The following is an 18,703-nucleotide window of genomic DNA, read 5'->3' as shown; positions in this document are numbered from 1 at the left end:
TTGCGTTCAAGTTGCCCGCAGCATCCGCGTCGCCGCTTCCCGGACAAACTCAGCAAACTCGTCATTTCCCTCGATCCGGTACTCGACGCCGCGCTCAACCCAGGCGAGCGCACTGATCAGCTCTTCGAACGACCCACCGCCGATAGGCCAGCGGGTATGGGCGTCGTCAACCGCTTCGGCTCCGTCCGACCAGGGCCCGAACCGGGCGCGCATCTGCTCCAGGGGAAGGTCCATCACGACGTCGGCGTACAGTCGAGGTTCGGCCAGCTGCGAAACCGCGACCTGAATGAACTCGGCGGCGTCTTCGGCGGGGAGCTCACGAGCGTCGAACCGTACACGGGTGTCGAAGAACCTGCTGATCCTGTCGATGCGGAATGTGCGCCAGTCTGCCCGGGTGACATCCCAGGCCACGAGAAACCAGTGGCGGGACGACGACACTATCGAGTGCGGCTCGACGAGCCGGTCGGTCTGTGAGCCATCACGCGCTTCATAGTGAAACCGGATGCGGTCCCGATCGCGGCACACCAGGGCGAGCTGGCCGAGGAGTTCGGCCGAAACCTGCGGGGTGTCGCGGCGGAGAGGCTGCACATGAGCCGACAGCGCGTTCACCCGCCTGCGCAGCTCGGCCGGGAGCAGGTGCTCGAGTTTGGCGAGCGCGGTCAGCGCCGTGACTTCGCCGCCGGCAATGCCCTCGGTTGCATACGCCCGCAGCCCGATCGCCATGGCGACGGCTTCCTCGTCGGTGAGCAACAGGGGCGGGAGTTCCGGGCCGGCCTCAAGCTGATAGCCGCCGATTGACCCCCGCGTCGCTGTCACCCGATAGCCGAGAGCACGCAGCCTGTCGATATCGCGGCGGAGGGTGCGCGCCGTCACCCCGAGGCGCTGGATGAGATCGGAGCTTGGCCAGTGCCGGTGGGTCTGCAGGAGGGCGAGAAGCTCAAGAGCCCGAGACGTGGTTGCTGACATAGTCTCATTGTCGACGTTTATCAGGACAGAAAGTGGCCGCATTCGCTTTTAGTCTCGGTGTCATGACACGAGACATCATGATTAGCGCACGGGGGCTCAGCAAAGAGTTCACCGTGAAGAAGAACATCACCGCCGCGGTGACCGACCTCACGATCGACGTCGAACGCGGTGAACTCGTCGCATTCCTCGGGCGAACGGCGCGGGCAAGTCGACGAGCCTGAGGATGCTGACGACCCTGCTGCCGCCGACGAGGGGCACAGCAACCGTTGCCGGGTTCGACATCTCCACCCAGAGTTCCCGGGTGCGGTCGCGCATCGGATACATCGGCCAGGGCAACAGCGCCGGCCACAACCACCGGGTGCGGGACGAACTGCTCAACCAGGGAGCCTTCTATGGCATGCCGAGAACGGCAACGGCGGAGCGGGCCGACGAGCTCATCGAATCACTCGGACTCGGCGGCCTGGAGAAGAGACCGGTGCTCGGCTTGTCCGGTGGCCAGAAACGCCGACTCGACATCGCTCTCGGACTCGTGCACTCCCCCGAGTTACTGTTCCTCGACGAACCCTCGACGGGACTGGATCCGCAGAGTCGCGCCAATCTCTGGCAGCACATCCTGACCCTGCGACGCCAGCATGGCACCACGATCTTGTGACCACCCACTATCTCGAGGAGGCGGACCAGTTCGCCGAACGGGTCATGGTGATGGACTCGGGACGGATGATCGCCGACGACACGGCTCCGGCACTCAAATCCCGGTTGGCCGGGGACGTTCTGAGCATCGGGCTCGGCTCTGCCGCCGATGCCGCGCGAACAGCCGATCTCGTCTCAGCGTCGCTCCCGACCGCCCGGCTTGACCGGGCAGCGCATGACGAGCGAGTGCTCGAGATCACCCTCGAGCGCGGTGACGAAGTCCTTCCGCGTCTTTTGCGTGACCTCGACGCCGCGGGCATTTCCGTGCACACGGCGGCCCTCCGGCAGCCAACGCTCGATGACGTCTTCCTCGCCCTCACCGGCCGAAGCCTCCGCGATGACAGCGCATTCAGCCCCGACTCCGCCGACTCGCCCAACTCCACGACTCCCCCACTCGAGAACGCAGAGGTTCGATCATGACCGCTCTCACAGCAACACGCACCGCCCGCGAGACACACCTTCCGCGCGACACCTGGAACGTGCTCTGGAGGGAACTCCAACCGATCCTGCACGATCCGTTCTCACTCATCTTCAGCCTGGTGCAGCCCGTCATCTTCCTCGGGCTGTTCGGGCCGCTGCTCATCGGGTCATCGGGAGACCCCGCTCCCGAGGTCCTCGCCTGGTTTGTGCCCGGCATCCTCGTCATGGTCGCCCTCTTCGGCGCGAGCGCGACTGGATCGAACCTGCTGTATGAGATGCAGACGGGCTCGCACGAACGCACGCTCGTCGCCCCCATCGCCCGCTCGTCACTCCTCATCGGGCGGGCGCTCAAAGAAATGGTGCCCATCACGGTGCAGGTCGCGGTCATCGCGCTCGTGACCATTCCGTTCGGGTTCCGGCCCGGCATCCCGGGAATGCTCCTGACGCTCGTTCTGCTCGCCATCTTCGGCATTGGTCTCGGAGCGCTCAGCTACGCGCTCGCCCTCGCGAGCCGGAAGTCCGACTGGATGTTCTGGGTCGTACAGCAGGCGCTGATCTTCCCGCTGATGATCCTGTCCGGGATGCTGCTTCCCCTTGAACAGGGACCCGAGTGGATGCGAGTGGCCGCGTCGGTCAATCCGATCAGCCACATCGTCGGTGCCAGTCGGGCGTTACTCGCCGGTGACCTCGGAGTGCCTGTCGTGTTCGGTGGGTTCGCTGCGGCTCTTGCGCTCGCGGCTGTCGGACTCTGGGTCGGCATCACCGCGATGAAGAAGAGCCACTAGGCATCCAATGAAGCAGGGCCGCCCCTTTCGGAGCGGCCCTGCTTGCTTTGCGCTGAGACTAGATCAGGCTCTTGGTGTGCCAGACGGTCTTCGTCTCGGTCAGCGCCGTGATCCGGTCGAGGCTCGGCGCCCCGGCATCCGAACCGTTCTCGGGTCGAAGCACCCGCATGAGCGTCTCCGCAGCGGCGATCTCGAGATCGATCCAGTCGAGGTCTCCCGCACCGGTGAGGTCGAGCGCGTTGACGTCGGCGTGCGACGCGAGCCACGGGGTGATCTCGGCGGGCGAGCCCGTGAGGATGTTGACGACACCACCGGGGACGTCGCTGGTCGCGAGTACCTCGGAGAGGCTGATCGCCGAGAGCGGCAGCGCCTCTGACGCGATCACGACGACGGTGTTGCCTGCGACAAGCGCCGGGGCCACCACGCTGACCAAACCGAGAAGCGATGTGTCCTGCGGAGCAACAATCGCCACGACTCCGGTGGGCTCAGGAACCGAGAGGTTGAAGTACGGGCCAGAGACCGGGTTGGCGTTTCCGGCGACCTGAACGTACTTGTCAGCCCACCCGGCGTACCAGACCCAGCGGTCGATGGCTTCGTCGACCTGAGCGGTCGCGGCCTCGGTCGAGACGCCCTCGGATTGCTCGATCTCGTCGATGAACTGCACGCGGCGCCCCTCGAGCAGTTCCGCGATGCGGTAGAGCACCTGGCCGCGGTTGTACGGTGTCGCGCCTGACCAGCCGGACAGCGCGCTGCGTGCGGCAACGACGGCGTCGCGGGCATCCTTGCGGGATGCTTTCGCGGCGTTGGCGAGGAAGACGCCGTCTTTCGAGGTCACCTCGTAGGTGCGGCCGGACTCCGAACGGGGGAACTTCCCGCCGATGTAGAGCTTGTAGGTCTTGGGAACGGCGAGGCGGCTCATTTGGTGCCCTTCTGTGTCGTTGCATCCGTAGCATCCGTTGTAAGCGTTGCATCGGATGCTGCGGCAGTTGTGGTGAGGTCGGCGGCGGGAGCCGACGTGACCTGGCGGGCCGAACCGGCGGGCTTGAGGTAGGCACCGAGCCCGTGTCGTCCGCCCTCTCGGCCGTAACCGGATTCCTTGTACCCGCCGAACGGGCTCGCCGGGTCGAACTTGTTGAAGGTGTTCGCCCAGATCACCCCGGCACGGAGCTTGTCCGCGACAGCGAGGATGCGGCTGCCCTTGTCGCTCCAGATGCCGGCGGAAAGACCGTACGGCGTGTTGTTCGCCTTGGCGATCGCTTCGGCGGGGGTACGGAACGTCATTACGCTCAGCACCGGTCCGAAGATCTCCTCGCGGGCGATCCTGTGGCTCGTCGAGACGTTGGTGAAGATCGTCGGCGCGAACCAGAAGCCCTCAGACGGAAGCACGCAGTCGGGGCTCCACCGTTCGGCGCCCTCGGCCTCCCCCACATCGGTCAATGTGCGGATCCGATCGAGCTGCGCGGCCGAGTTGACGGCACCGATGTCGGTGTTCTTGTCGAGCGGGTCGCCGAGACGCAGGGTCGACAGCCTCTCCTTGAGCCGGTCGACGACCTCGTCGTGAATGTTCTCCTGCACGAGGAGCCGTGAGCCCGCGCAGCAGACGTGACCCTGGTTGAAGAAGATGCCGTTGACGATGCCCTCGATGGCCTGGTCGATCGGCGCATCGTCGAAGACGATGTTGGCGGCCTTTCCACCGAGTTCGAGAGTGACGCGCTTGTCGGTTCCGGCGATTGCGCGGGCGATGCCGCGGCCGACGTTCGTCGATCCGGTGAACGCGATCTTGTTCACGTCGGGGTGGTTAACCAGGGCTGACCCGGTCGAACCGGCGCCGGTAATGATGTTGACGACACCGGCTGGCAGGTCTGCCTGCTGCAGGATCTCGGCGAACAGCAACGCGGTGAGCGAGGTGGTCTCGGCTGGCTTCAGCACGACGGTATTGCCCGCGGCGAGCGCAGGGGCGATCTTCCAGGCGAGCATGAGCAGCGGAAAGTTCCACGGAATGATCTGGCCGGCGACCCCGAGCGATGCGGGGTTGGGTCCGACACCGGCGTGATCGAGCTTGTCCGCCCAGCCCGCGTAGTAGAAGAACCACGCTGCAACGAGTGGCACGTCGACGTCGCGGCTCTCCTTGATCGGCTTGCCGTTGTCGAGGCTTTCAGCAACGGCGAGTTCACGAGCCCGCTCCTGGACGAGCCGCGCGATGCGGAACAGGTACTTGCCCCTGTCTGCGCCCGACATCCGTGACCAGACGTTGTCGTACGCGGCACGAGCGGCCGCGACCGCTCGATCGACATCAGAGTCGTCGGCAGAAGCGAGAGTGGTGATTGTCTTTTCGGTCGCCGGTGAGATCGTCGTGAACGGGGTGCCGCTTCCGCTCACGAACTCGCCGTTGATGAAGAGGCCGTATTCACTCTTCAGGTTGAGGATCGCCGTCGACTCGGGGGCCGGTGCGTAGTCCAGAAAACTCATTGAAAATCCTTAATCGATTGTGACGTAGTCGGCGCCGGAGTAGTGCCCCGTGGACATCTTCTGCCGCTGGAGCAGAACGTCATTGAGCAGGCTCGACGCGCCGAAGCGGAAGAGGTGCGGTTGCAGCCATTCCTCACCGACGGTTTCGGCAACGGTGACGAGGTACTTGATGGCGTCCTTCGACGTGCGGATGCCGCCAGCCGGCTTGACGCCGATTTTCTCGCCGGTGAGGCGGTGCCAGTCGCGCACCACTTCGAGCATGAGGAGGGTGACCGGAAGCGTCGCCGCCGGAGCCACCTTGCCCGTGGACGTCTTGATGAAATCGCCACCGGCGAGGATGGCGAGCCACGATGCCCGGCGAACGTTGTCGTAGGTGTTGAGCTCTCCGGTCTCGAGGATCACCTTGAGGTGCGCGTAGCTGCCGTCTGAGCGCCGGCAGGCTTCCTTGACGGCTACGATCTCGTCGAACACCTGGCCGTAACGACCGGAGAGGAACGCACCCCTGTCGATGACCATGTCGATTTCATCGGCGCCTGCGTCGACGGCATCCGCTGTATCGCTGAGCTTGATGGCGAGCGACGCGCGGCCGGACGGGAATGCGGTTGCGACAGCGGCGACATTGATTCCGGAGTCGGTACCGCGAGCGTGGTGCGAGCCAAGCGCCTCAACGGCATACGGCACCATGTCTCCGTAGACACACACAGCGGCAACCCGGGGCGTCGACGGATCTGAGGCGTCCGGGGTGATCGCCTTCGCGACGAGAGAACGCACCTTCCCGGGAGTATCGGCACCCTCGAGTGTTGTGAGGTCGATGAGCCCGATGGTTGTGTCGAGGGCCCACTTCTTGGAGCTGGTCTTGATCGAGCGTGTGCCGAGTCCCGCAGCGCGCTGCTCGAGGCCGACAGCGTCGACCCCGGGAATTCCCTCGAGGTAGCGACGGAGATTCGCATCGGTCATCGGCCCGTCGAAGAGCTCGAGGGCTGTTGCTCGCGGAACAACAGCCTGTCTGGTTTCGGTCATGCGTGGATCCTCCTGCATAAAGTGTGTTCAGGTCGAGAAGTCTTGGGGCACTGTGCCGGGGGCACAGCGCCTGGTGCGTAAGAGCGTCAGCTGCCGGCGTCGAGCAGGGCGAGCGCTGTCGCCTCGTCGGTGACGAGCACGGTACACAGGCCGCTCGTGACGACGGCGCGCGCGACGGCGATCTTGCCAGCGCCGGCGATCACCGCGATGCTCGTCGCCGCACTGCGCAGCGTGGCAAGGCTCAGGCCGACAGTTCGCTCGTCGAGCGACGGGTCGACGATCATGCCGGCCGCGTCGATGTAGCGCCCGACGACATCGCCGACAGCACCTCGGCGCACGAGTTCGTCCACGTCGTTCGGTGTCAGGTACCCGCTGTCGACGAGCGCGGAGTCGTGGCCGGCCACGCCGGCGCTGTAGAGGTACGCGGCTGCGTCAGCCGCCATCGCGAGCACTCCCCCGACCGTGCGATCGGCCTCGATGGATCGTTTGGTCTCGAGCCGCTCCAGGATGGCCGGGCTCGGGAGCAGTGTGGCCTGACCGGAGGCCTTGCGGGCGATCTCGAACGCCGTGGCTGCCGCTGTGCCCGCTCGCTGGTTCACGCTCACCCCGCCGTTGATCTGCACGACGTTCACGCCGGTGGCCCAGCCGTCACTGAGGTGTTCGGCAACGTCATGGAGGGTTCGACCCCAGCTCACGCCGAGGACCCTGGGTACGGGGCGGAGGCTCGCGAGATAGTCGGCTGCGGCTTGAGCGGCGCGTGCGCGGAGATCGTCGGCGCTGTTCGTCCCCGCCGCGGGGACGACTATGGCGTCGTCGAGTCCAAAGCGTTCGCGAAGGCTGCGCTCGAGCGTCAGCTTGCGCGCCCGGGGGTGGACGATCTCGATGCGGATGAAGCCCTTTTCCTTGGCGGAGGCGAGCAGCCGCCCGACCTTCCATCTGGTGAGCTTGAGAATCGCGCCGACTTCGTCCTGAGTCTTGTTCTCGTCGTAGTACAGCTCGGCCGCGCGGATGGAGAGCAGCTCGTCGTTGTCGATGGTTTCCACCGCTTCCCCTGACGTTCGTTGCTCTGCCGGCACGGACCCTCCCGCCACGGACCCTGCCAGCCCGCCAACCCCAGACTAAATCCCGACAGTGCTCAAAACAACACAGGTAGGGGTTTCTGCTCATATGAGCACGATGCGGGGATTACCCCGGCGGATGTTGGGTGCTGGGAACGACGCCAGTGCAGGTCCCGCTGGTGCAGATCACGCCGGTGCGGTCACGCGCCGTCCTCGATGCTGCGGTCCCTGGCCACGATCGCCCCGGCGAAGACGCCGATGAACGCGACAGCGATCAGGATCACAAGCGGAACGGTCCAGCCGTCGGTCACATCGTGCGTAATGCCGACGACAAGCGGGCCAAGCGCCCCGAGGACATAGCCGACGCCCTGCACGAAACTCGACAGGGCTATTGCCCCGTCATGGGTCCTTGTCCGCAGGTTGATGAGCACCAGTGCGAGCGGGAACAGGAGCGGCCCAAGACCGATAAGCACCACCCAGAAGAGAGGCGCGACGGTGGGAACGATCAGGAGTCCCGCATAACCGGCCACGAGGCATCCGATCGCCACATAGACCAGGAGTGCGACGTTTCTCATACGTACGGCGAGGATCGGAATCAGCAGCCCGGCCGGAAAACCCATGAAGGCGAAGACCGACAGCCACACTCCGGCTGTTGCATCGCTCACACCGACGATGTCGTGGAGAAGACTCGGCAACCACGCGAACATCGCATACGCATTGAGTGACGAGAGGCCAAAGATGACGGCCAGCGACCAGGCCAGCGGAGAACGCCAGAGCCGGCCAACCACCTCGGTCCGTGCGGGTTCGATGCGCGGTGACGGCGGGGTACGCCTGGCATGGAGGTTGAGCACGAGCCACGGAACGAGGGCTACGACGGTCACCCCTGCCCACATGGCGAGGGAGATCCGCCACCCTGCGCTGTCGGCGACGGGAACGGCGATCAGCGGTGGGATGAGTGTCGAAACGGACAACATTGTGACGTACACCGTCGTCATCAGTGCGATCCGGTCGGGGAAATACTTCTTCACGATCGGTGGCAGAAGTACGTTGCCGAGGCCGAGTCCGGCGAAGGTCACCGCGCTGCCGATCACGAACGTCAGGACGTCACCGGCGATACCTCGGATCAGATGCCCCACGAGAATCGCGGCGAGCGCGAGGATGAGTACGAGCTCGAGCCGACTGCGGCGGACGAGGGCCGGGGTGATGATCCCGAAGAGCGCGAAGCACACCGGCGGCATCGCACCGAGCAGGCCGACGACGAGAGGGTCGAGAGGAAGGTCCTCCGAGATGCGGCCGATGATGGGCGACAGCGCCCCGACCGCGGTCCTGAGGTTTGCGGCGACGAGGATAAGGCCGATGAACGCGAGCGTCCTGCCGGCGAGCAGCGGACGGTTCGCGTTCGACATCACGGTCCAAGTGTATGGGCGGTGCGCTTCTCGACCGACGACGCCCGCCGCGCGTAACCTGTACTCATGTCTGCCTCCCGATCACGCCAGGAACCGTCAACGCCCTCCAGGGGAATCGAGATTGCGGAAGCTCTTGCCGTTGTGGGCGACGGCCTCGATACCCTCACCGCGGTGCAGTGGGCGAGCCCGAGTCTCTGCGAGGGCTGGAGCGTCAAGGACACCATCGCGCATCTGGTCTGGCGGATCGGCACGCCATCGATGCGACTGGCGGGCGACATTGTCCGGGCGTCCGTCGCCGGGCACCACGCAAACCCGATGGAGTCGTTCGACGACATCGCACGCGGGATCGCCGACTCGGGCGGCACAGACGAGTTGCGCCGGGAGTTGCGTGCGATCGCCGCCGAGAAAGCACAGGGACACGGACGCACGAACGCCGGCGAACTTCTCGAGGTCGTCGTGCACGGCTACGACGCCCTGCACCCCCTGGAGATTCGGCTCCCATTCGCACCGGCGACGACCCACCGGGTGGCGACGGCCAGCGCGCTGAAGGCACCGCGGCGAGTGCGCGCCGTGATCAGGCACCGAACTCTCGTCGCAGAGGACGCCGGGTGGAAGATCGGGCACGGATCGGAGATCATCGCGGATGCCGCGAGCGTCATTCTGTTCCTCAACGGCCGCAAGGCCATGCAGCCGCCGGGACGGGAACGCCTTCTGGCACCCGCTCCGACGCCAGGGCTTGCCTGAGCGCACCAGAGCCCACCGGGCTCACCCGGCCGTCAGGAAAGCAGTAGCCTGACCCGCTCGACGTCGTCTGCCATCTGCACGATGAGCGGATCGATGCCGGTGAAGGCGACCTGGCCGCGGATGCGGTCGACGAACTGCACCTCGACGACCTGGTCGTACAGGTCGATGTCCTCGTCGAGCACGTACGCTTCGACCTGCTTCTGCGGCACACCGTCGAACGTCGGGTTGTTGCCAACCGAAATCGCGGCGGGGAACCGTCGTGAGCCCACGCGCAGCCAGCCGGCGTAAACACCGTCCGCGGGGATCAGGCCGTCCGAGTCCGGCGAAAGGTTGGCCGTCGGGTACCCGAGTTCACGTCCGCGCTTGGCCCCGTGCACGACGACTCCGCGAACGGCGGGGTCGTGTCCGAGCAGGCGGGAGGCCTCAGCCACCCGCCCCTCCGCGAGCAGCTCACGGATCCAGGTGGACGACACCCGCCTGCCATCGTCGGGAGCAACGTCGGGGATGGTCTCCACGTCGAACCCGTGTCTGGCACCCAGTTCGCGAAGCATGGCGACATCGCCCGCGCCCCTGTGGCCGAACCTGAAGTCGTTGCCAACGAGCACGAGCTTCGCCTTGAGGCCATCGGTAAGCACCGTCGTGACGAACTCTTCGGGGCTGAGCCACGAGAATTCCCGGTCGAACGGCAGCAGCAGCGCCGCATCGATTCCGGTTTCAGCGAGGAGGTCGAGCTTCTGTTCGTTGCTTACCAGGACGGGCGGTGCCTTTTCGGGGGCGAGCAGGGCAAGCGGATGCCGGTCGAACGTGACGACGACCGAGTTGAGTCCGCGTTCACCTGCGGCCTGTTTCAGCCGCTCGATCACCGCGCGGTGACCCCCGTGTACCCCGTCGAATTTGCCGATGGTGACAGCGGTCGGGCCAAAACCTGCCGGGATGTCGCTGACCCGCCGGAACGTGATCACGCTGCCGCAACCGTCGAACGGCGGGCGGGCCTGTGGCTCGCGAGCCACCACATTCCGAGCGGAGGAAGCACCAGTGGAATGAAGAGGTACCCAGCGCCGAAGTACGACCACACTGTCGCTTCGGGGAACAACTGGGGTTCGAGCACACTGAGCGTCCCGATCGTCAGGACACCGAGCAGCTCGAATCCGATGGTCAGCCAGGCGATCCGATACCACCCTGACCCGCTGCGAATGAGCGCAATTGTCGCAACGATGTAGACCACGGCGGCGAGTGCCGACAGCGAGTACGCGAGCGGCGCGTCACCGAACCGCTCGGCGATCTGCACGAATGAACGGCCCGTCGCCCCGAGAGCGAGGATCCCGTAGACGACAACGAGAACGCGGCCGATGCCTGAGATACTCCGTCGGGGCGCGAGGGCCGCCCCGGTCCCGTTTGAGACTTGTTCGTTGTGTGATGTCATGACACCGCTAATTCTATTCGCGTTGGGCAGGCAGTCCTCAGCGAGGCTCAGAACGCCTCTGTGGGGCTCAGAACGGGAGCGTCGTCCAGATCTGCTGCATCCGGTAGACCATCACCGCGATCGCTAGTGCGACGACGCCGAGGATCACAGTGCTCCACTTGCTGCGGTCCACCAAAGCCCAGAAGCCCGCTGCGGCCGGCAACAGAATCGCCGAAACGAGATAGGTGTAGAACTCGAGGACGCTTCCGACCGGTTCGTTGCCCGTGAACGGTGCGACGATGGCCACGACGAGCTGGGCGATGAGGAGGAGTTCCACGAGCGCGAGCGAGCCCAGGGTGAGGTCACTCGGTTTTTTGCCGGCGAATCCGAGAATCACACAGAGCAGGCCAGCCCCAACCGCTACAGCCACCTGCAGCCAGGTAAACCACTCGATCATGCCCGGGTTTCCCCGTCGCCTGTTGCCTGAGCCGCCGGCGCAGCCGTCGTTTCAGCCGTCGCGTCGGATGTTGCCTGAGCGTCCTTCGGAGGTGCCACTGCATCGGCCGGGAAGTTGACGGCGCTCTTCGCGACATCCCCCGCGATCTTCACGAGTCCGACCAGCCGTCCGTCAGGGGCGACAGCGGCGGCGAGTGAATCGGAGCCGAGGGGCCCGGACAATGCGAGCTCAGCGGCGGGGACCTTCTTGCCGTGCCCCAGGTCGATGGCCTGCTGCTCGGTGAGAGCGATGCGGGGAAAGAGAACGGATGCCGCCTCCGCCGGGCCGATGAGGCTCGCTGCGACGTCGAGTTGGTCGAGGCGGGGAGCGTTGTCGACACTGAATGGCCCGATGCGTGTGCGCCGGAGGCTTGTGAGGTGACCGCCGACGCCGAGGGCTGTACCGAGGTCTCTGGCCAGGGCGCGGATGTAGGTTCCCGAGGAGCATTCGACGCGGACCTCGAGGTCCACGATGCCCTCGCCGTCCGTTCGGTTAAGAACGTCGAAGCGTGAGACGGTGACCGGGCGGGACTTGAGCTCGACGGTTTCACCGGCACGGACGAGTGCGTATGCCCGCTTACCGTCGACCTTGATGGCGCTGACGCTCGACGGAACCTGGGAGATACTTCCGGTGAGGTCGGCGACCGCTGACGCGATCGCAGCGTCGGTGACGCGGGAAACGGCATCCGGATCCGCCCGCTCGACCGGTTCGCCCTCGGCGTCATCCGTCGTCGTGGAGATCCCGAGCCTGATCGTCGCGAGGTATTCCTTGTCCTGCCCGACGAGGTAGGTGAGAAGGCGGGTGGATGAGTTGATGCCGAGGATCAGGAGACCGGTCGCCATCGGGTCGAGGGTGCCCGCGTGTCCGACCCGACGGGTGCCCGCGAGTCTCCGGGTGCGCGCGACGACGTCGTGGCTCGTGATCGATTGCGGCTTGTCAACGAGGAGGATGCCGGAGTGCACAGATGGTCCTTTCGTGCCTTGCGGGCGACAGACCATCTTCCCACACGCGGCACCGTAGGCTGAAGGCATGCGTGTTGCCGTGATCGGAGCTGGAGCCCTCGGCTCCACCTTCGCGGCACTTCTCGACCGGGCCGGCCACGAGGTCACGCTGGTCGCCCGCGGAGCGCAGCTCGAGGCGGTCAGCGCGAGCGGAATTCATCTGAGCGGCGGGTTCGGCGAGTGGGACACAACGAAGCTCGTCGCCGTCCCGCATCTCACGACCCCCGAAATGCCCGGTGGGGACTTTGACCTCGCGTTCATCGCCGTCAAAGCGCAGGACACAGCATCCGCTCTCGCCGAACACGGCCAGGCGATCAACGGGACACCGGTGATCGTTGTGCAGAACGGTCTCGACGGTGTCGACACAGTCGCGAAAACACTCGTCGACTCGTCATGCATCGGTGCGCTGTCGATCGTCGCGGCGTCGTACCTGGAGCCGGGCGCCGTGCGGGTGACCACCCCGGCGACGACGCACGTCGGCAGGGGCACTGGCCAGCCCGACGCCGAGGTCCGGCGGATCGAGGCCGAGCTCGGTGAGGCGTTGCGGTTCACGGCCATCGGTAATTTCGTGGGAGCGCAGTGGACGAAGCTCCTCGTCAACGGGCTCAACGCCCTGCCGGCGATCACTGGCTTGAGCGTGCAGGAGGTCGTTGCCGATCGTTCCCTTCGCATGATCATGACGAGGAGCATGCGGGAGACGGTGCGCGTCGGCGCTGCCACCGGCATCCGTTTCGGGTCGATTCAGGGTCTGGGTGACCTCAGGCTTCGCTTTTTCGCTCGGCTGCCCGTCGCGCTCGGACAGGCGTTGCCCGCCCGTTTCGCGGCCAGGATGGGACCGGTCCCCAACCCCGGCTCGACGCTGCAGTCGATCAGGCGGGGCCAGCCCACGGAGATCGACTTCCTCAACGGGGCAGTCGTGCGGCAGGCACGCGCGCTCGGGCGTCGCGCCCCGGTCAACGAATCACTGACGGCCCTCGTGCACGAGGTCGAGAAGACCGGGGTCTTCTTCACCCCGCGGCAGGTGGCGGATGCTGTGGCCAGCGTTGTGTCCGGTGCCGAGGCCCGCACGCACGTGTGAGCGGACTCAGCAGCTGTCCAGGAAGACCCGGGCAGGACTGGCTTCAACAGAATTGTTGACCACCGCGGTCGCGCTGGTGCGCGGGTTCGCTTCTCGCTGGTAGAGCTGCTGGCCACCGACGTACCTTGCGTTGGACGCGGCCTGAGGATCCGGATCTGCGCCGAGCGACTCTGCCAGCCGCCGGTACGCCTCCGAGAACGGCACGTCGAGCCAGATCGAATAGTGCCAGAGTCCGCGAAGCTCAGGCCGGTGGAGGAAAACACCGTCGACGATGAGCACGGCGTCTTTTGGTCCTGTCACCCATCGAAGCTCTTCACCCGTGTTGCGTTTCTCATCGAAACCCGCGAGCTGGAATCCGGTGCTTCCCGCCAACCGGAACGGCTCGATGAGCACACGGCGAAGCAGCGAGTAGTCGAACGAGTCATGGTAGTAACCTTCAGCGGAGTTCCGTCCCCGCGCGTATCGCTCCTCCCTCGGCCGGTGGAAGTCGTCGATCGAGGCACGGAAGGCGGCCCTGTCCGCTTCACGGAACACATCGGCGAGGTCATCGGCGAACGCCGCAGTGCCGGAGCCCTGGATGCCGTCCACCGCCACAATCGTGCGGCCTGCGGGGTAATTGTGGGTGATCTCTTCTCGCAGGTCACGCAACAGCTCGACCCTGGGTGTCGAAACAAGACTCATCAGTCGAGAATACCTCTGGCCGACCGCATACGCTTGACGGACGTATGTCTGACACTCCCCTCGCCCCGCGTCCCGCGCCGCTGCCGTCCGCCCCGCAGCCGTCGGCCCCGGTGCTGTCCCCGCCGCTGTCAGCCCAGTTGTCTGACTCGGTGCTGTCTGACCGGATCATCGACTGGTTCACCACGAGCGGCCGCGCCCTGCCGTGGCGCGAGCCGGGGTTCCCGGCGTGGGGAATCCTGGTGTCTGAGTTCATGCTGCAGCAGACCCCCGTCGCCCGTGTGATCCCCCGCCTTGCCGAGTGGCTCGAGCGCTGGCCGTCGCCGGGGGCGCTCGCGAGCGTTCCGCCCGGTGAAGCCGTTCGGGCGTGGGCGAACCTCGGCTACCCGCGCCGAGCTCTCTGGCTGCACGCTGCTGCCGTCACGATCGCCGAGCGGCACGATGGGATCGTGCCGCAGGGTGTCGACGATCTCCTCGCCCTGCCAGGGGTCGGTGATTACACCGCGCGAGCCGTGTCGGTGTTCGCGTATGGCCACAGGCATCCGGTCGTCGACACCAATACCAGACGCGTGATCGCGCGCGCGATCGACGGTAACCAGGAGCCCGCTCCCCCGTCGAATGCCCGCGACCTCGCCGCGATGGAGCGGCTGCTGCCGGAAAGCGTCGAGGATGCGAGGGTGTTCAACGCCGGTGCGATGGAGCTCGGTGCGATCGTGTGCACGGCAAGGGCGCCGAAGTGCGATGAGTGCCCCATCGCTGATGCCTGCGCCTGGCGTCTCGCGGGCTATCCGGCGTACGAGGGCAAACGGAAGGCTGTGCAGAAGAAGTATGAAGGCAGTGACAGGCACGTCCGTGGCCTGATCATGGCCGAGTTGCGTGCGGCGCACGTTCCCGTCACACCGGCCGAGATCGAAAGCCTGTGGCCGGATGCCGTTCAGCGCGAACGCGCACTCGCTGGACTCGTCGCCGACGGGCTGGCCGTGAACGCACAAACGGGCTATGTGCTGCCCTGAGGCGGCACACAGCCCGTTTTGCTCGAAGCTCTAGTGTGTTCGGTTTATTCGTCGTCGTCAGCAACCCGTGGTTTGACGTACGGGTCGGGGTCGCCGGCGTATGTCGCCGTGGACTTGAGTGCCTCGATCGATGAGTCGCGTTCGCGGGCCTTGGCGAGGAGCTCGTCCAGGTGCTTGGCGTTCTCCGGGAGGGCGTCGTGGATGAACTCGAGGCTCGGGGTCAGCCGTGCCGTGATGTTCTTGCCGACTTCGCTTCGAAGCATGCCCTTGGCCGCCTCGAGTGCGGCCGCTGAGTCTGCCCGTTCCTCGTCAGAGCCGTAGACCGTGTAGAACACGCTCGCGTGCTGGAGGTCTCCCGTGACGCGGACGTCGGTGATCGTGACGAATCCGAGCCGGGGGTCACGCATTCCACGCTCGATGCGCTTGGCGATGACTTCCTGGATACGGTCGGCCAGTTTACGTGCTCGTGGGTTCTCGCCCATGATCTTCTCCTTCAGCCTTGCCTGCAGTCCCTGTGTCCCTGTACAGGGACGGAATCGACTGCGGCAGCCCCAAAGAGGCTGCCGCAGTCGAGAGGAGCCTAGACGCGCGGCTTCTCTTTCATCTCTGTCGTCTCGATCTCGTCACCGATCTGGATGTCGTTGAACTTGCCGAGGCCGATTCCAGCCTCGAAGTCCGTCCGAACCTCGGTGACGTCGTCCTTGAACCGACGCAGCGATTCGATGGCGAGGTTGTCACCGAGCACAACACCGTCGCGGATAACGCGAGCTTTCGCGTTCCTCGTGATGGTTCCCGAGCGAACGATGACACCGGCGATGTTGCCGAACTTGGAGGAACGGAACACCTCGCGGATCTCGGCGACACCGGACTGGACTTCTTCGTACTCGGGCTTGAGCATGCCGGTGAGGCTTGCTTCCACATCGTCGATGGCGTTGTAGATAACCGAGTAGAACCGGATGTCGACGCCTTCGCGGGCGGCACGTTCCCGAGCCTTCGGGTCGGGGCGCACGTTGAAGCCGATGATGATCGCGTTGTCGATGGTCGCCAGGTTGACGTCCGACTCGGTGATCGCACCGACACCGCGGTGGATGATGCGCAGCTGGACACTGTCGTCAATCTCGATCTTGAGCAGCGACTCTTCCAGTGCCTCGACGGCACCGGAGACGTCACCCTTGATGATGAGGTTGAGCGATTCGACCTTGCCCTCTTCGAGAGCGCGGGTGAAGTCCTCAAGGCTGATGCGCTTGCGGGACTTGGCCAGCTGGGCGTTGCGCTCAGCAGCTTCACGCTTCTCAGCGATCTGACGTGCTGTGCGGTCATCGTCAGTGACGAGGAACGTGTCGCCGGCGCGGGGCACCGAAGACAGACCCTGAACCTGGACCGGACGTGACGGGGTAGCGAACTCGACGGCGTCGCCGTTTTCGTCTGCCATCGCACGGACACGGCCGTAAGCGGTACCGGCGACGATCGGGTCTCCGACCTTGAGCGTTCCCGACTGGATGAGCACTGTCGCAACAGCACCGCGTCCCTTGTCGAGCTTCGCTTCGATCGCGACACCACGGGCGTCCTTGTTCGGGTTGGCGCGCATGTCGAGGCCGGCGTCTGCGGTCAACAGCACAGCGTCAAGGAGTTCCTTGATGTTGATGTTGTTGCGCGCTGACACGTCGACGAACATGACGTCTCCACCGTATTCCTCGGCGACGAGTCCGTATTCGGTGAGCTGCTGGCGCACCTTCTGCGGGTTGGCGTCTTCCTTATCGATCTTGTTCACTGCGACCACGATCGGCACGTTTGCTGCCTGTGCGTGGTTGAGTGCCTCAATCGTCTGGGGCATGATGCCGTCGTCGGCCGCGACCACGAGGATCGCGATGTCGGTGACCTGCGCACCACGGGCACGCATGGCGGTGAACGCCTCGTGGCCCGGTGTGTCGATGAAGGTGATGGGGCGTTCGACGCCCTCGTGCTCAGCGACGACCTGGTACGCACCGATGTGCTGCGTGATGCCGCCGGCTTCTCCCGCAACGACGTTGGCGTTACGGATGGCGTCGAGCAGTCGGGTCTTACCGTGGTCGACGTGACCCATGACCGTGACGACGGGCGGGCGGATCTCAAGATCTTCGTCCGTCTCGTCTGCAAGCTCCTGGTCGAGGTCGATCGAGAAGCCTTCGAGAAGCTCGCGGTCCTCTTCCTCGGGGGAAACGATGAGGATCCGGTAGCCGAGCTCTTCACCGAGGATGCCGAAGGTCGCCTCGTCGAGGGACTCGGTAGCCGTCGCCATTTCACCGAGGTGGAACAGCACGGTGACGAGGTTTCCGGGGCTCGCGTCGATCTTGTCGGCGAAGTCCGAGATGGACGCTCCACGGCGAAGACGGACGATGGTCGTTCCATCACCGCGGGGAACACTCACGCCACCAAGCGACGGAGCTTCCCTGAGTTCGAATTCCTGCCTCTTGGCGCGCTTCGACTTGCGTGACTTGCTCTTGCCGCCACCACGACCGAACGCACCGGCGGTTCCACCACCGGGGCCACGGCCACGACCGCCGCCACCTGCGGGGCGGTTGGGGCCGAAGTTCGAGCCTGGAGCACCTGGAGCGCCACCCGGACGCTGGAATCCACCGGCAGCGGGAGCGCCTGGGCGCTGGAATCCGCCACCTGCGGGGCGACCTGCGCCACCGGGACGCTGGAATCCGCCGCCGCCGGGACGCTGACCTGCAGCGCCGGGACGCGGAGCGCCCGGACGCGGCGAACCGGGTCGGGGTGCCTGCGGGCGAGGAATGTTGCTCGGGGTCGGAGCGGGGCGCTGGCCCATGCCCTGCGCGCTTGCGAACGGGTTGTTACCCGGACGCGGTGTTGCCGGGCGCTGGCCCATGCCCTGTGCGCTCGCGAACGGGTTGTTACCCGGGCGAGGTGCGCCTGGGCGAGGACCACCCGGTGCTGCTGGCTTGTCTGCAGAGCCGGTCGCGGCGTCAGCCGACGCTTCCGCGGCTGCCGGAGCAGCGGGCGATGGCGTTGCTGATGGTGTTGCGGATGCTGCCGGTGCTGCTTCTGCGGCCGGTGCTGCCTCTGCGGCTGGCGCCGGTGCTGCAGGCGCTGCAGGTGTTGCAGGGGCTTCCGTCTTCGCGGCGGGCTCCGCAGCCGGTGCCGGAGCGGCGGCTGCAGGCTTCTTAGCCGGAGCGGGCGTCGGGCGTGAGCCCGGCTTCGCCGAGGTGGCCGGGGCCTTTGCCGCGTCAGGAGCGGAGGGCTTGGCGCCGTCCGCTTCAAGGGCAGCACGAAGCTTCCGTGCAACCGGGGGTTCAATAGTTGATGAGGGCGACTTGACGAATTCGCCCAGTTCCTTCAGTTTCGCAAGGGCTACCTTGCTGTCGACACCGAGTTCAGATGCGATCTCGTGTACGCGTGGTTTTCCAGCCACTATTCTCCTGTCTGGGTCCACCCAGACAGGGCGGACCTTTATTTACGGACGGGTCTCATTTCGAG

General features: G+C 65.7%; 20 protein-coding genes. 7 read left to right on the top strand and 13 right to left on the bottom strand.

Going from position 1 to position 18,703, the window contains the following annotated elements; translation table 11 throughout:
• Positions 1 to 6: 6 nt before the first annotated feature.
• The gene (locus AC1C2M_RS10755) at positions 7 to 966 is read right to left on the bottom strand and encodes a helix-turn-helix transcriptional regulator (protein WP_495436374.1); all 960 of its coding nucleotides are present in this window, start codon (positions 964 to 966) and stop codon (positions 7 to 9) included.
• A gap of 62 nt (positions 967 to 1,028) precedes the next feature.
• Between AC1C2M_RS10755 and AC1C2M_RS10750 the strand changes: the two genes are divergently transcribed.
• Genes AC1C2M_RS10750 through AC1C2M_RS10735 form a run of 4 tightly spaced genes read left to right on the top strand, consistent with a single transcriptional unit; the run spans position 1,029 to position 2,861 of the window.
• Complete coding sequence (locus AC1C2M_RS10750; protein ID WP_495436372.1) at positions 1,029 to 1,187, top strand: hypothetical protein; 159 nt, start codon at positions 1,029 to 1,031, stop codon at positions 1,185 to 1,187.
• A 2-nt stretch (positions 1,188 to 1,189) separates the two neighbouring features.
• On the top strand, positions 1,190 to 1,618 hold the full coding sequence (locus AC1C2M_RS10745; protein ID WP_495436370.1) for an ATP-binding cassette domain-containing protein: 429 nt from the start codon (positions 1,190 to 1,192) through the stop codon (positions 1,616 to 1,618).
• Positions 1,615 to 2,076 carry an ATP-binding protein DrrA1-3 family domain-containing protein gene (locus AC1C2M_RS10740; protein WP_495436368.1) on the top strand — a complete coding sequence of 154 codons (462 nt, stop codon included), beginning with the start codon at positions 1,615 to 1,617 and terminating at the stop codon, positions 2,074 to 2,076. Before AC1C2M_RS10745 ends, AC1C2M_RS10740 begins: the two co-directional genes overlap by 4 nt.
• A complete protein-coding gene (locus AC1C2M_RS10735; protein ID WP_495436366.1) occupies positions 2,073 to 2,861 on the top strand; it encodes an ABC transporter permease in 789 nt (262 codons plus the stop codon). The genes AC1C2M_RS10740 and AC1C2M_RS10735 overlap by 4 nt, the downstream gene beginning before the upstream one ends.
• A 58-nt stretch (positions 2,862 to 2,919) precedes the next feature.
• On the opposite strand, the gene AC1C2M_RS10730 is transcribed toward AC1C2M_RS10735, so the two are convergent.
• The 5 genes from AC1C2M_RS10730 to AC1C2M_RS10710 all read right to left on the bottom strand — a co-directional run bounded on the left by AC1C2M_RS10730 (position 2,920) and on the right by AC1C2M_RS10710 (position 8,814).
• Complete coding sequence (locus AC1C2M_RS10730; protein WP_495436365.1) at positions 2,920 to 3,780, bottom strand: aldehyde dehydrogenase family protein; 861 nt, start codon at positions 3,778 to 3,780, stop codon at positions 2,920 to 2,922.
• Positions 3,777 to 5,330, bottom strand: coding sequence for an aldehyde dehydrogenase family protein (locus tag AC1C2M_RS10725; protein ID WP_495436363.1), 1,554 nt, complete (start codon positions 5,328 to 5,330; stop codon positions 3,777 to 3,779). The genes AC1C2M_RS10730 and AC1C2M_RS10725 overlap by 4 nt, the downstream gene beginning before the upstream one ends.
• Positions 5,331 to 5,339: 9 nt before the next feature.
• Complete coding sequence (gene deoC / locus AC1C2M_RS10720) at positions 5,340 to 6,350, bottom strand: deoxyribose-phosphate aldolase (protein ID WP_483405738.1); 1,011 nt, start codon at positions 6,348 to 6,350, stop codon at positions 5,340 to 5,342.
• An 86-nt stretch (positions 6,351 to 6,436) separates the two neighbouring features.
• Positions 6,437 to 7,393, bottom strand: coding sequence for a sugar-binding transcriptional regulator (locus tag AC1C2M_RS10715; protein WP_495432974.1), 957 nt, complete (start codon positions 7,391 to 7,393; stop codon positions 6,437 to 6,439).
• 215 nt (positions 7,394 to 7,608) lie between these two features.
• Positions 7,609 to 8,814 (bottom strand): MFS transporter, encoded by a 1,206-nt coding sequence (locus AC1C2M_RS10710; protein ID WP_495433078.1) that lies wholly within the window; start codon positions 8,812 to 8,814, stop codon positions 7,609 to 7,611.
• Between the two features lie 66 nt (positions 8,815 to 8,880).
• On the opposite strand from AC1C2M_RS10710, the gene AC1C2M_RS10705 reads away from it, so the two are divergent.
• On the top strand, positions 8,881 to 9,558 hold the full coding sequence (locus AC1C2M_RS10705; protein ID WP_495432973.1) for a maleylpyruvate isomerase family mycothiol-dependent enzyme: 678 nt from the start codon (positions 8,881 to 8,883) through the stop codon (positions 9,556 to 9,558).
• A 32-nt stretch (positions 9,559 to 9,590) separates the two neighbouring features.
• Here AC1C2M_RS10705 and AC1C2M_RS10700 read toward each other — a convergent pair whose 3' ends face one another.
• The 4 genes from AC1C2M_RS10700 to truB form a co-directional block, all read right to left on the bottom strand.
• Positions 9,591 to 10,520 (bottom strand): bifunctional riboflavin kinase/FAD synthetase, encoded by a 930-nt coding sequence (locus tag AC1C2M_RS10700; RefSeq protein WP_495433077.1) that lies wholly within the window; start codon positions 10,518 to 10,520, stop codon positions 9,591 to 9,593.
• Complete coding sequence (locus tag AC1C2M_RS10695) at positions 10,517 to 10,981, bottom strand: hypothetical protein (RefSeq protein ID WP_495432972.1); 465 nt, start codon at positions 10,979 to 10,981, stop codon at positions 10,517 to 10,519. Before AC1C2M_RS10695 ends, AC1C2M_RS10700 begins: the two co-directional genes overlap by 4 nt.
• A 67-nt stretch (positions 10,982 to 11,048) precedes the next feature.
• Positions 11,049 to 11,417: a hypothetical protein gene (locus tag AC1C2M_RS10690; RefSeq protein WP_483405734.1), complete on the bottom strand. Its 369-nt coding sequence runs from the start codon at positions 11,415 to 11,417 to the stop codon at positions 11,049 to 11,051.
• Complete coding sequence (gene truB, locus AC1C2M_RS10685; protein ID WP_495436505.1) at positions 11,414 to 12,454, bottom strand: tRNA pseudouridine(55) synthase TruB; 1,041 nt, start codon at positions 12,452 to 12,454, stop codon at positions 11,414 to 11,416. Before truB ends, AC1C2M_RS10690 begins: the two co-directional genes overlap by 4 nt.
• A gap of 31 nt (positions 12,455 to 12,485) precedes the next feature.
• Here truB and AC1C2M_RS10680 point away from each other — a divergent pair, with 31 nt between their 5' ends.
• Positions 12,486 to 13,535 carry a ketopantoate reductase family protein gene (locus tag AC1C2M_RS10680; RefSeq protein WP_495436361.1) on the top strand — a complete coding sequence of 350 codons (1,050 nt, stop codon included), beginning with the start codon at positions 12,486 to 12,488 and terminating at the stop codon, positions 13,533 to 13,535.
• A gap of 6 nt (positions 13,536 to 13,541) precedes the next feature.
• On the opposite strand, the gene AC1C2M_RS10675 is transcribed toward AC1C2M_RS10680, so the two are convergent.
• The gene (locus tag AC1C2M_RS10675; protein ID WP_495432970.1) at positions 13,542 to 14,216 is read right to left on the bottom strand and encodes a nucleoside/nucleotide kinase family protein; all 675 of its coding nucleotides are present in this window, start codon (positions 14,214 to 14,216) and stop codon (positions 13,542 to 13,544) included.
• A 137-nt stretch (positions 14,217 to 14,353) separates the two neighbouring features.
• Between AC1C2M_RS10675 and AC1C2M_RS10670 the strand changes: the two genes are divergently transcribed.
• On the top strand, positions 14,354 to 15,226 hold the full coding sequence (locus AC1C2M_RS10670) for an HhH-GPD family protein (RefSeq protein ID WP_483405902.1): 873 nt from the start codon (positions 14,354 to 14,356) through the stop codon (positions 15,224 to 15,226).
• A 44-nt stretch (positions 15,227 to 15,270) separates the two neighbouring features.
• On the opposite strand, the gene rbfA is transcribed toward AC1C2M_RS10670, so the two are convergent.
• Both rbfA and infB read right to left on the bottom strand, forming a co-directional pair.
• Positions 15,271 to 15,708: a 30S ribosome-binding factor RbfA gene (gene rbfA, locus AC1C2M_RS10665; RefSeq protein WP_108390532.1), complete on the bottom strand. Its 438-nt coding sequence runs from the start codon at positions 15,706 to 15,708 to the stop codon at positions 15,271 to 15,273.
• A gap of 98 nt (positions 15,709 to 15,806) precedes the next feature.
• Positions 15,807 to 18,638 (bottom strand): translation initiation factor IF-2, encoded by a 2,832-nt coding sequence (gene infB, locus AC1C2M_RS10660; RefSeq protein WP_495432968.1) that lies wholly within the window; start codon positions 18,636 to 18,638, stop codon positions 15,807 to 15,809.
• Positions 18,639 to 18,703 lie beyond the last annotated feature (65 nt).

It is taken from the genome of Mycetocola sp. Y444, from assembly GCF_059445295.1.
The sequence above is the reverse complement of the archived record's forward strand: the minus strand, read 5'-3'. Positions and strand labels throughout refer to the sequence as shown.